General features: G+C 61.8%; 12 protein-coding genes. 7 read left to right on the plus strand and 5 right to left on the minus strand.

Annotated elements, in window-relative coordinates; genetic code table 11:
- The first annotated feature begins 116 nt into the window (after nucleotides 1–116).
- Together ACK56M_RS18540 and ACK56M_RS18545 are read left to right on the plus strand one after the other, a co-directional pair.
- Nucleotides 117–1,946 carry an SLC13 family permease gene (locus tag ACK56M_RS18540; protein ID WP_264209577.1) on the plus strand — a complete coding sequence of 610 codons (1,830 nt, stop codon included), beginning with the start codon at nucleotides 117–119 and terminating at the stop codon, nucleotides 1,944–1,946.
- A gap of 137 nt (nucleotides 1,947–2,083) precedes the next feature.
- Nucleotides 2,084–3,508, plus strand: a complete 1,425-nt coding sequence (locus ACK56M_RS18545; protein ID WP_015270912.1) for a GGDEF domain-containing protein — start codon at nucleotides 2,084–2,086, stop codon at nucleotides 3,506–3,508.
- A gap of 1 nt (nucleotide 3,509) precedes the next feature.
- Here the strand turns inward: ACK56M_RS18545 and ACK56M_RS18550 are convergent, their stop codons facing one another.
- On the minus strand, nucleotides 3,510–4,271 hold the full coding sequence (locus ACK56M_RS18550; protein WP_015270913.1) for a sulfite exporter TauE/SafE family protein: 762 nt from the start codon (nucleotides 4,269–4,271) through the stop codon (nucleotides 3,510–3,512).
- Between the two features lie 98 nt (nucleotides 4,272–4,369).
- Here ACK56M_RS18550 and ACK56M_RS18555 point away from each other — a divergent pair, with 98 nt between their 5' ends.
- A complete protein-coding gene (locus ACK56M_RS18555) occupies nucleotides 4,370–5,275 on the plus strand; it encodes a LysR family transcriptional regulator (RefSeq protein ID WP_054572110.1) in 906 nt (301 codons plus the stop codon).
- Nucleotides 5,276–5,502: 227 nt separating this feature from the next.
- Here ACK56M_RS18555 and ACK56M_RS18560 read toward each other — a convergent pair whose 3' ends face one another.
- Complete coding sequence (locus ACK56M_RS18560; protein ID WP_137109024.1) at nucleotides 5,503–5,838, minus strand: hypothetical protein; 336 nt, start codon at nucleotides 5,836–5,838, stop codon at nucleotides 5,503–5,505.
- Between the two features lie 275 nt (nucleotides 5,839–6,113).
- Between ACK56M_RS18560 and ACK56M_RS18565 the strand changes: the two genes are divergently transcribed.
- The 3 genes from ACK56M_RS18565 to ACK56M_RS18575 all read left to right on the plus strand — a co-directional run bounded on the left by ACK56M_RS18565 (nucleotide 6,114) and on the right by ACK56M_RS18575 (nucleotide 7,519).
- Nucleotides 6,114–6,692 (plus strand): cysteine hydrolase family protein, encoded by a 579-nt coding sequence (locus ACK56M_RS18565; protein ID WP_013973220.1) that lies wholly within the window; start codon nucleotides 6,114–6,116, stop codon nucleotides 6,690–6,692.
- A 120-nt stretch (nucleotides 6,693–6,812) separates the two neighbouring features.
- Nucleotides 6,813–7,013 carry a hypothetical protein gene (locus ACK56M_RS18570; RefSeq protein ID WP_013973221.1) on the plus strand — a complete coding sequence of 67 codons (201 nt, stop codon included), beginning with the start codon at nucleotides 6,813–6,815 and terminating at the stop codon, nucleotides 7,011–7,013.
- Between the two features lie 320 nt (nucleotides 7,014–7,333).
- Nucleotides 7,334–7,519, plus strand: a complete 186-nt coding sequence (locus tag ACK56M_RS18575) for a hypothetical protein (protein ID WP_015270917.1) — start codon at nucleotides 7,334–7,336, stop codon at nucleotides 7,517–7,519.
- A 135-nt stretch (nucleotides 7,520–7,654) separates the two neighbouring features.
- Here the strand turns inward: ACK56M_RS18575 and ACK56M_RS18580 are convergent, their stop codons facing one another.
- Complete coding sequence (locus ACK56M_RS18580; protein ID WP_411958890.1) at nucleotides 7,655–8,218, minus strand: hypothetical protein; 564 nt, start codon at nucleotides 8,216–8,218, stop codon at nucleotides 7,655–7,657.
- Between the two features lie 413 nt (nucleotides 8,219–8,631).
- Between ACK56M_RS18580 and ACK56M_RS18585 the strand changes: the two genes are divergently transcribed.
- Nucleotides 8,632–8,949: a hypothetical protein gene (locus ACK56M_RS18585; RefSeq protein ID WP_411958891.1), complete on the plus strand. Its 318-nt coding sequence runs from the start codon at nucleotides 8,632–8,634 to the stop codon at nucleotides 8,947–8,949.
- Between the two features lie 159 nt (nucleotides 8,950–9,108).
- Here ACK56M_RS18585 and ACK56M_RS18590 read toward each other — a convergent pair whose 3' ends face one another.
- Nucleotides 9,109–10,152 carry a phage portal protein gene (locus ACK56M_RS18590; RefSeq protein ID WP_411958892.1) on the minus strand — a complete coding sequence of 348 codons (1,044 nt, stop codon included), beginning with the start codon at nucleotides 10,150–10,152 and terminating at the stop codon, nucleotides 9,109–9,111.
- Nucleotides 10,152–11,903: a terminase ATPase subunit family protein gene (locus tag ACK56M_RS18595; protein ID WP_411958893.1), complete on the minus strand. Its 1,752-nt coding sequence runs from the start codon at nucleotides 11,901–11,903 to the stop codon at nucleotides 10,152–10,154. Before ACK56M_RS18595 ends, ACK56M_RS18590 begins: the two co-directional genes overlap by 1 nt.
- Nucleotides 11,904–11,952: the final 49 nt, after the last annotated feature.

The following is an 11,952-nucleotide window of genomic DNA, read 5'->3' on the forward strand; positions in this document are numbered from 1 at the left end:
ATGCGGCCCCTTTTGTTTTGCAAACCCTGCAGTACATCAACACCCCCTTCAGCACAATCCGGCACACTGGCTGCTACTGTCTATCGTGCCCCCGTGTGAAGGAACACCCCCTCCCCATGAACCAAGAGCTGCTATGGGTCCTCGGCCTGCTGGCCATCGTCATCACCCTGTTCGTCATCAACCGCCCACGCATGGACGTGGTCGCGCTACTGGTGATCCTCGCCCTGCCGCTGTCGGGCATCCTCACCGTGGAGCAGGCGCTGGCCGGTTTCAGTGACCCCAACGTGGTGTTGATCGCCGCCTTGTTCGTGATCGGTGAAGGCCTGGTGCGCACCGGCATTGCCTACCGTATCGGCGAATGGATGAGCGAGCGGGCCGGCAACAGCGAGGCACGCCTGCTGGTGTTGCTGATGGTAGCCGTGGCGGGGCTGGGTTCGATGATGAGCTCCACCGGCGTGGTGGCCATTTTCATTCCGGTGGTGCTGAGCATCGCTGCACGCCTGCAGCTTTCGCCCGCCCGCCTGATGATGCCGCTGGCTTTCGCCGGCCTGATCAGCGGCATGCTCAGCCTGGTGGCCACACCGCCCAACGTGGTGGTACACAGCGAGCTGGTACGCCATGGCGAAGCGGGCTTCAGCTTCTTCAGCTTCACCCCGTTCGGCCTGGTGGTGCTGGTGCTGGGCATCGGCTACATGCTGCTGACCCGGCACTGGCTGAATGGCGAAGTGCGCAAGGACGGCCGCGTGGAAAGCCGCCGCACCCTGCTGGACCTGGTGCTGGACTACAAGCTCAATGGCCGTGAACGGCGCCTGCGCATCCGCCCCCATTCACCGCTGATCGGTCATACCCTGGGCGAGCTGGAGCTGCGCACCCGGCATGGCGCCAACGTGATCGGTATCGAGCGCCAGCACAAGTTCACCACGCGGGTGATCGCCGCCGACTCCAGCACCGTGCTGCACCAGGGCGATGTGCTGCTGCTCGACCTGTTCGCCAACCGCGACGACCTGCGCAGCCTGTGCCAGACCATGCAGCTGGAGCCGCTGCACTTCAAGGCCGCCTACTTCATTGACCAGTCCCAGGAGCTGGGCATGGCCGAGGTATTGCTGCCACCAGGTTCGAAACTGCTCGGCAAGAGCATCCTCGAACTGGCCTTTCGCACTCGCTTCGACCTCAACGTTGTCGGCTTGCGCCGCGAGCAGGTGGCGATCGAAGAACAGCTGGTGGAAGAAAAGCTGCGCCTGGGCGACACCCTGCTGGTAGTCGGCCCGTGGAAAGCCGTGCGCCAGTTGCAAAGCAAGCCCAAGGACTTCCTGGTACTGAGCCTGCCCGCAGAAATCGACCTGGTCGCGCCCGCCCGCACCCGCGCACCACAGGCGTTGCTGAGCCTGGCGGTGATGGTCGGGCTGATGGTCAGCGGCGCGGTCCCCAATGTCATTGCCGCGCTGATCGGCTGCCTGCTGATGGGCGCAGGCCGCTGCATCGACATGAACAGCGCCTACCGGGCCATCCACTGGCAAAGCCTGGTGCTGATCGTCGGTATGCTGCCCTTTGCCCAGGCACTGCAGAAAACCGGCGGCATCGACCTGGCAGTGGGCGGCCTGGTCAGCGTGCTGGGCGGTGCCGGCCCCAGCGCCATCCTCGCCTGCCTGTTCGCGGTCACGGCGGTGATCGGCCTGTTCATCTCCAACACGGCCACTGCGGTACTGATGGCACCCGTGGCCGTCAGCACCGCCACGCAGCTGGGCATTTCGCCCTACCCGTTTGCCATGACCGTGGCGCTGGCTGCCTCGGCGGCCTTCATGACGCCGGTGTCATCGCCGGTGAACACCCTGGTACTTGGCCCGGGGCAATACCGCTTCGCTGACTTTGTCAAAGTTGGCGTGCCGTTCACCATACTGGTGATGCTGGTGACCGTGTTGATGGTGCCGTGGTTCTTTGGGCTGTAGGGTTTGGCTACGAATGAAGGCAATTTGGCATTATCTCGACCGATCGCGGCAGATTGACATCAAGTCCCCTGACGAAACACACTTATGCGCAATTGCCCCAGGTGCTTCAAGCCGTTGTCCTGGATTTCGTTCCCGCCTTGCCGGTCGAGCCCATGGTTTTTCCAGCCCAATCGCGCTTGTTGCACTACGTCGTTCTACTCGGCCTGACCTTCGCCCTGACCCTGGGCGGCATCCTGGCCCGCCCGATCGAATCCCTGTCGCTGTTCTGGCCGGTCAATGCGGTCCTGGCTGGGGTGCTACTGCGCTACCCCCGCCAAGCCACGCTGACGGGGTTTACCCTGGTCTGGCTGGCCATGGTCGGCGCCGACCTGCTGTGCGGCAGCGCCTGGGTGCCTGCCCTGTGGTTCAACCTGTGCAACCTGGGCGTGGTGGTCACCCTCTGGCTGATGCTCTCGCGCTTGCCACGCCTGCACCGACGGATGCGTACTCCCCACGGCGTCCTCAGCGTGTTCGGCGCCAGTGCCGCCGGGGCAATAGTGGCTGCCAGCATGGCGGCGGCAGTGGCCGCGCCGTGGTTCGAACAGTCGTTGCGCGCCACCTGGCTGGCCTGGTTCAGTGAACAGTTCTCGACCAGCGTGCTGGTGCTGCCAGTGCTGCTGACAGCCCCTACGGCACGAGCGCTGGTGCGCGGTGGCGCCCAGGCCATCCGCCTGGCGCCGTTGCTGGTGCTGCTGGCCTCGCTGGCGTTCAGCATTGCCTTCGGCGGCCCCGGGGCCATTGCCTTCCCGATTGCCGCGCTGCTGTGGTGCGCCTGGACTTACTCACCGTTCCTGGTTTCTCTGCTGACACTCACCGCTGGCAGCACGCTGATCGTGGCGGTGGCGCAAAACCTCATGCATTTCAGCGTGCCGCAAAGCGAGCCCGGAGTGACCACACTGATGTCGGCGCGCCTGGGCATCGCCATGCTGGTGCTCGGGCCGCTGGTGGTGGCCTGCGTCAGCCAGGCAAACCGCAGCCTGATGGCCCGCCTGGCGCATCAGGCCAGCATCGACCACCTCACCGGTGTGCTCACCCGCAGCGCCTTCACCCGCCGCGCCAACGCGCTGCTGGAAAGCCGCCAGCAACACGCCCAGGCGCTGCCGCTGACCCTGATGATGCTGGACATCGACCACTTCAAGTCGATCAATGATGTCCATGGCCATGCGGTCGGTGACCAGGTGCTGCGCCAGTTCGCCAGCACCCTGCAGGACCAGTTGCACGATGGTGAACTGTTCGCTCGCCTGGGCGGCGAGGAATTTGTCGTGGTCCTACCGGGCCTGGCGCCAGATCGGGCCAAGTTCACTGCCGAGCGCCTGCGCCGTGCGGTGCAGGACCTGCATGTGATGCAGGCCGGCCAGTCCCTGCAGATTACCGTCAGTATCGGCCTGGCCGGTTGTGCCGCCGACATGCCGGCCCCCACCCTCGATGAACTGCTGGCACGCGCCGATCAGGCGCTGTACCGCGCCAAGGCCCATGGCCGCAATCGCGTCGAACAGGCCGAGCCACAACGCCAGGCGATGTGAACTAGCCACCCAGCAGGTCCCACGTCAACTTGGCGATCAGCACGCACAAGAGCACCAGGAATAACCCACGCACAAAGCCCGCGCCCTTGCGCACCGCCAGCCAGGTACCGGTCAGCGCGCCGAGGATGTTGCAAGCCGCCATGGGCAAGGCGATGGCGTACAGCACATTGCCTGATGGCACGAAGAACACCAGCGCCGCCAGGTTGGTGGCGATGTTCACCACCTTGGCCGACGCCGAGGCGTGCAGAAAGTCCAAAGCGAAGAAGCGGATGAACAGGAAGATCAGGAAGCTGCCAGTACCCGGACCGAACAGGCCGTCGTAAAAACCGATCGCGCCACCGATCAGCACCGCCAGGCACTGCTCCTTGCGGCCGATCCTTGTGGGTTTGTGCAGCGTGCCGAAGTCCTTCTTGCAGAAGGTGTAGATGGCCATCAGCACGATCAGCACCAGCACCGCCGGGCGCATCACGCTGGGCGGCACCAGCGACACCGTGGCGGCACCGGCGAACGACATTACGAACGCACTGAGCGCTGCCGGCACGATCAACCCCCAGTCCAGCGTCACCCTGCGGATGAACGAACGCGCAGCGAAGGCCGTGCCACACACCGACGCCAGCTTGTTGCTTCCGAGCAATGCCGCCGGTTGCGCGGTGGGCAGCACGTTGAACAAGGCCGGAATCTGGATCAGCCCACCGCCACCCACGGCGGCGTCGATCAGCCCAGCGGCGAAGGCGAACACGGAAAGCACAGCGATATCCATCATGACGCGGTTCCAGGCAGTGAAGACGCCTGCAAGGCTAATCAAAGTGCCGCGCTTGTGTTGAAATGCCATATTGCGAAAACTGCAACGAGGAGCAAGCAATGGCATTGGACATGCTGCGGGAAATCCAGGCGTTCGTCAGCGTGGCGCACAAGCGCAGCTTCGTCGCCGCCGCCCGCGCCCTGGGGCGCTCCCCCAGCGCGGTAACCCGCGCGGTACAAACCCTGGAAGACAACGCCGGGAGCAAACTGCTCAACCGCAACGCCAATGCCGTGACCCTGACCGAAGCCGGCGAGCGCCTGCTGCCACACGCCGAACGCTTGCTGGATGTGCAACGTGATGCCGCCGACGAACTGGCCGCGCTCAGCGGCAGTGCACAAGGCTGGATCCGCTTCGCCGTGCCGCAGGTACTGGGCGAACATGTCCTGCCCCAGGTGCTTGCCGAGTTTTCCCGCTGCCACCCCCAGGTAACCCTGGACGTGCAGTACAGCGACGGGGCCTTGGACCCGCTGCAAGGCAAGTTCGACTTCGTGGTGCGCGGTGCCTTCCCACAGTCGAGCGAGCTGATCGGCTACCCGCTGTGGGATTACCAGCGTCACCTGTATGCAAGCCCTGAATACCTGGCACTGGCCGGCACGCCACAACAACCCGAGGACCTCGAGGGCCACGCGCTGATCCTGCACACCGCCCCGCGCATCCTCAAGGCCTGGCACTTCTGCCGCGACGGCCAGATCACCAGCCTGCGCCCCAGGCCCAGGCTGCGCCTGGACTCAGGTGACGCGGTGTACCACAGCACCTTGGCCGGCGCCGGTATCGCCCGCCTGGCCGCCTGGGTCGGCGAAGCGCAGGTCAAGGCCGGGCGGCTGGTGCGGGTATGCCCGCAGTACCGCCTGACCTCCAGCAACGGCCGGGACCCGCAGATGCATGCCGTGTACCCCGCCGGCGAGCTGCCGGCGCGGGTACGCGACCTGCTGGCAGCCCTGCGCCGCGCCGGCCTGGCCTACTGAAACAACGCCCTGAAACGGCTGTTCAATTTCTGCTCAATTTGACAGAGCCCGCCACAGGCTTGGCTTGCAGAACTTTATCCACAGACCTACCCACGTTTTTTGTGGACAGTTTTCCCAGTGCAAAGAATGACTTATCGTACAAATCGGTAGGGTGAATCGGCCAACAATGAAGAGGAATGGGCCCGCCCGAAGGACAGGCAGGCCGCGAGGGATAGGTGTGGTGAACGTCAGCTTGGCGGAATGGTGCCAAGGATACCGATCAGAATGGTCAGCAGCAGAAAACCACCCAGGAATAGCGCGAGCTTGCCCATTGGAACCTCTACAAGTGTGATGCGGGAATGGGCATATTGTCGGGCTTGGGCTGATACCGTTACAGATTCAGCTTTATGGAAAAAAAGCGGATCAGATGTGAGGCACCGGTTCTTTTGTGGGAGCGGCTTTGCGTCGCGAAAGGGCCGCAGGGCGGCCCCGGCAATCTTGAGGGATGCATCGAAAACCTGAGGCCGTTGCGCACCCCTTTCGCGACACAAGGCGCCGCTCCCATAGAACTGCACATAACTCATTGAATTAGCAGGGGCCCTGTGGGAGCGGCTTCAGCCGCGAACACCGGCGCAGCCGGTGCCATGCACCGCGTTGGATTCTTCGCGGCTAAAGCCGCTCCCACCGGGTACGCGGATTGCTTGCAATTTCAGTTATCTACGCGACAGCGCAGCCCAAAGAGCTGGGCCATCTCCCACAAGAGCGGCGCATCTGGCCCTTACGCGTGACAGCAATTTTTGCAGTCATCCACGCTGTGCTAGGGTCAAGCGCTCGAACCTGCCAGGAGTGCCATCCCTTCATGACCGCTTTCGCGACCAACGCTGCCTTGTTGTTGATCGACCTTCAGATTGGTATCCACCACCCGCGCCTGGGCCGGCGCAACAACCCTGAGGCCGAACTGCGTATAGGCGATCTGCTGGCTGCGTGGCGTCGGTCAGGACGCCCGGTGATCCATGTGCGCCACCTGTCCCGCTCGGTAGACTCGGTGTTCTGGCCGGGCCAGTCCGGTTGCGAATTCCAGCCCGCATTTACCCCACTGGCCAGCGAAACCGTGTTCGACAAACATGTGCCCGATGCCTTCGCCAACTCCGGCCTGGAGCGCTGGCTGCATGCGCGCAGCATCAACGCACTGGTCATCGCCGGGGTAATTACCAACAACTCCGTGGAATCCACCGCACGCTCGGCGGGCAATCTCGGTTTCGATGTGGTGGTGGTGGAAGATGCCTGCTTCACCTTTGACCAGCACGACCTGCAAGGCCGGCTTTGGCCGGCGGAGGATGTACATGCGCTGTCGTTGAGCAACCTGGCTCTGGATTACGCGCGCATCCTGCGCACGGAGCAGGTTCTGATCGGTGACTCGCTTCAGGTCAACCGCTGAAGCTTCTGCGCAGGCAACCAGCCAACTCGTCATTGCCATGGCGGCGACACCAGACCCAGCCATTGAGCGGGCGCACCATCTACACCTGCTCTTGGCGAAGCGGATGGGCGCAGATGCCCGATGTCTACCCGCCACTCGACCACCACCCTGCCACACCGTTTCAGCCGTACACTGCTCGCCTGTACCCTGCTGCCACCTGGCCTGCTGACGGCGGACATCACCACGGCTGCAGCACAGCAGCCCCAGCCAGCCGCTACAGCGGCGGATGACTTCGACCCGCTTAACAACTTGCCGCAGGAAGCGCCTCAGACATTCACCTAGGCGGTGATGGATGCGGACCACCTGTAGCGCGCGGGGCGGCAATTGCTACATAAGGTTTCGAAAAGCACTGCAGCCTCTGGATCAATCCGCCTTGAGGGCCTGCATTGCCAAACACCTATCATCGCCACCTACCATGCGGGCTCAGGAGGGTTTGAAAGACATGATTTGAAACGCTGACTGTAGGATCTTTTACCGCGCAATGTAGGAAGAATCTATGTAGTGGGATTTGCCTGTATGAAACATCAGTTTCTCCAGCAAATTCGAACTGCTACGGTCCAGTTTTCCTACAGCGGCACGGAAGCCTACAGCATGAGAAAAGCATGGATCCGTTCAATACCTCGGCCCTGAAACTACAGAAGAATTTGCTTAACCTGCGCCTTGAGCGTGACCGCCTGAGAAGGGAGGGCAAGGACAAGGAGGCGGACGAACTTGCGGCACCGATCGAGCGGATAGAGGCAGCTATTCGTCAATTACCGGATGACATGAAGCCAGTGACCCTGCAATAAAACCTGCGGGAGCGGGCATGACCACGCCTGCATCAAACGCCTGCAGGCTACTGATGTGGAGCAAGGTTGGGTCCAGCCTACGGATCCGATTTCCGCGCAGTTGTCAGTAATGCAATTTGGCTTGAGAGGCTGCGGCTAGCGCTCAGTAGCAAGCGAGGAGCCCGCCTCGGCGGGCTTTTTCGTGCCTGTAAGAATGGGATGAAGCCAGGTAAGTTGGAGCCTTGGCGAAACCGACCAAGCAAGAAGTATCGGAAGCGCCGAAACAAACCATTCCCACGGATGGTCCCGTGGATGGTTTCCTATGCCCCAGAAACGCAAAAAGCCCTGAATAATCAGGGCTTTGAATATGGCGGAAGCGTAGAGATTCGAACTCAACGAAATGGCGGCAGATAGGCTGGAGGCCTTGATTTCTGTGGGCAGGAGAGAGCGTTTGTGAGCGTTTTTGTTCCCAGAGTGTTCCCAAGGTGGGTGTGCACGCCACCCTGCCAGGGTGCTTCCCCATAGGGAGCCGCCGTTTAAGGTTGACCCCTCAAAAAAAGGTAATTTTGGTAATTGAGATCTGGAAATGCTCTGGAGGCCACGTAAATCAAGGGCCACAGGGATTTTGAAAAAGGTAATTTTTTGGTAATTGAAAGGTAATTGGATTACCTCCATGCCTGGTTGTGTAAGGGAAAAACCATACCCTTTAAAATCAAGCACTTACGGAAAAATTACCTTTCTCCTTACCTTAAATTACCTTTTTTGGTAATCGCTCAAACCCTTGTCCCATAAGGCTTGCAGGGGTGTTACACCCCCCTCCTAACCGAAATTACCTTTTTTTGATGGGTCTCCCTAAAAATGGAAGGAAGCGACTCCTATCCCCGCCAAAATGGGCCTTGCTGCAGGGATTCGCAGAAGCGCGCCCTCCCCCATACCTACCCGGCCGCCCAGGAACTGCGCTGAGCTGGCGGTCGTGCAGGTGCGCAGAAATTCCGACACGTTTAGCCCGCAGGCGTGGCGTGGGGACGAGGGCGCGCGCCGGGTTCTGGTCGCACTGGCCGACTACCCCCTCGCCAGGCAGGGGCGCACCTGATACTGTATGCACATACAGTGCTCGGCGAGAGGATGACACGGTGCTGATTGATGACGATGGGTTCGAGCAGGGGATGCCCAGCCACGAAGAAATGGCTGCGCACCAGGTCGTGCTGCTCAGGCATGAAAGTGAGCAGGCGTGGCAGCAGCTCGCCAAAGCGCGCGAGGACATGCAGAAGTTGATTGACATCAATTGGGCGCTGAACCAGCAGGTCATCGCTCTGCTTCAAGACCTCAAGGTTGCCCGGGCACAGGCGTGCATGGAAGCGAACCTCCATCGACAGGGTGGCTTCTCCACATGGGGCGGCCAGGCCCCAAACCAGAATCGCCCGCCACCAGCAATCTACCCAGTGCTGTGACCCCCGGAAACATTGGGCCAAGTCGACTAAATCAGTGGCTTGAAAGGTGCCCAAGTGGTAAGATTTGCTGGGGTTTTGCATACCGAAGCCCCACACATTTCCGGTCCCTCGGGACACAAAAAAGCCGCCTTGATGGGCGGCTTTTCTGTTTCATTTACCTCAGTTCACTTTGTCGGTTGGCAGCTCGTAGGGCTTGAAGCGGATCACCTCTTCCCCTAACCACTCGTTAATCTGAAGCAGCCTGGCCTGCTCGGGCTCCAGTTCGTTGATGGCCCAAACCTCTGTGGCGTCTCGGACTGAACCGAACCCGCCCGCGTTCTGCGGCACCACTCCCATCAGTTGCGGCGGTATACGAAGCATGGCCAGCTGATCGTCGCGGCTGATGTTCTTGATCGCGCCGAAGTCGTCCTTTGCCGCCACTTCGCTGATCGGGATCAGCTGGATGCCGTCCTTCTTGCCGTTGGGCGCGTACATGAAGAGGTTTCGGAAGTTGCCTGGCCCCTTGCTGCTCTTCATTGCCTTGCGCAGGTCGTCGACGAAGTCTTCATTCTGGGCCGCATCGGTCATGTACAGGATGAATCCGGCGTGGCTGCCGTTCTGGTAGTACTTCCGCCGGAAAAGTGTTGCCGATTCGTTGAGCAGCGCGGCCTGGAGCGCCGGCAACCACTCGGGCAGGCCGTAGACCTCCTGGTTGATATCGGCCACCCGCAGATGGCAGATGCTGCCCGCTCGGAATTCGTGCTCGTCCCGCCAGCCGCGCACCTGGTAGTAGGTCTGCAGATCGGACCCGCGGCGCATGTACTTTGCCAGGCATGGTCGAAGTCCGAGGGTGTCGCGCAGCATGTTGTCGCGCTTCTCCAGGTACAGGTTGCCCGACCAGCCCAGGTCCATGACGATCTGCTCGAAGGCCTGACGGCTCAGCAACTTGTGGGGTATGAACGTCCGGGCCAGGGCGTTGCGCTTGAAGATCAGGCCCGACTGTAGGTAGACGCTGGCCTTCGAGGAACGGGCCAAGCCATCCAGCGATACCGGCGGCTCATACCAGCGGCCATTGTCGTAGCACTCCAGGTAATCGAGGATCTCCCGCCCATCCAGGACTGGTACCGGATCACCAAAGGTGAACGCCTCGGCTCGGGCGCCAGGGCTGGCCAGCAGCTCCCCAGCGGGCGCCGGCACCGCGCCGGCCTGAACGATGTTGCCCATCAGAAGATCTCCATGATGCGTGTGTTGGTTGCGGTCTGGCCTTCGAGCGGCTCATTGTGCAGCGCGTGGAAGAGCGCCCAGGCCAGGTCGGCATGGCCGGTGGCCTCATTCCGGCCCGCGGTGTATGTGAATTGGCGACCGCCTGGGGTGACGGTCTTGCGGATGGCCATAAGCGACTGGGCAATGTCGGTCGCGCCTGCATCGAACTGCAGGCGGCCCTTGCTGATAACGTCCCAGGCCTTCATGACCAAGCGTGTCTTGACTTCGGGGTTGTAGCTGAAGGTGCGCAGCGCCGGGAAGAACTGGCGCACCAGCTGCGCGACGGCGCTGCCCATGCCCGTGGTATCGATCCCGATGTAGGCCACGTTGTAGCGCTTGGTGATTTGCCGAATGGTCTCAGCCTGGGAGTTGAAGTCCATCCCGCGGAACTGATGCTTCTCCAGGACGAAGAACTTCCCGCCCGGTACCAGCGGCGGCGCCACCACCACCAGACCGGCCGAGTCGCCGGTTTCCGCCGGATCGTAACCCACCCACACCGGCCGTTCACCGTATGGCCGGGCAGCGAATGGGCTGTATCCAGGCCAGTCCCAGCTTTCCACCATGCAGGGCTGCAACATGCTCAGAGGGAAGATGCTCGCGCCGTCGTCCACGAACTGACACATGAGCAGGTTCTGGAATGCTGCCGCGTCGTACTCCAGTCGCAGCTCATCCAGATCGAACAGGTCGCAGCCCCTGGCCTCGGCGTCCATGATCGTGACGATCTGCCGCCAGATCTTGTCCTCGCACAGCCGGCCCTGCTGCAAAGCCTCATGGGTCACATCCAGCTGGATGTGCTGGGCGGTAGGCTTGCCCTTGTTGACCCGCTCGCCAGTCCACCAGGTGTAGGCCGGGTGCGCCATGCTGCTCGGGGTCGAGAAGTAGGTCTTGCGCCACTTTTTGTGCAGCGCCATGCCCGAGGCCACCTTGTTGATCTCGGCGAAGCCGTGCACCCAGAAGAATTCGTCAAAGTAGAAATTTCCGGACCGGCCTTGGGCGGTGCGGAAGTTGGTACCCAGAAAGTGCAGCTCGGCGTTGTTCCAGAGCACGATGGGGTCACCGGTCAGCTTGATACCCAGCACCTCATTGAGGAACGCCTGCATGTAGGTCTTGAACTGGTGGGCCTGGGCCTTGCTTGCCGACAGGAAGATCTGGTTTCGGCCGGTCGTGATGGCGTCGATCAGCGCTTCCCGGGCAAAGTAGAACGTGGCTCCGATCTGCCGGCTCTTGAGGATCATCCGGGTGCGTTGGTTACCCGCCCGGTACCAGTCGAGCTGGTAATCGAAACAGCTGTCGCGGAAAGCATCGACCAGCTGCTCGATCTGGTCCTCGTCCAGCTCGTTGCGCTTGGGTTGTTTCTTCGGCCCTTCGTTGCGCTTGGCAATGTTCGGGTTGAGGTCGGTTTCGGTACCGCCGCCCTGGTAGCGCTGAATGCGCGACTGCCGCTCCAGCTGGCGATGGAGCAGATCGATCTCCTTGAAGTCGCCGCTGGTCTTGCCGTCCTTGAGGATCAGCTGCACCAGTCGCGCCTCCAGGGCGCCGCCGATGCGCTCGACGTTGTCGGCCCGATCCCATTCGTCTCGAGCCTTCCAGCTGTGGACGGTCTTCTCTTTTTCGTCGAGATAATCGGCAATATCGGTGATGCGCCAACCGGTCCAATACATGAACTTGGCTTGGCGGCGCGGATCCATTGTGGGTTGGGCGGTAGTGTTCATGGCGCCGATGCTGCCGCTCGCGCGCGCGTTCACCCACTGGCACCCACTG

Source organism: Pseudomonas sp. s4 (assembly GCF_046764235.1).
In the GTDB taxonomy this organism is placed as follows: domain Bacteria; phylum Pseudomonadota; class Gammaproteobacteria; order Pseudomonadales; family Pseudomonadaceae; genus Aquipseudomonas; species Aquipseudomonas asiatica.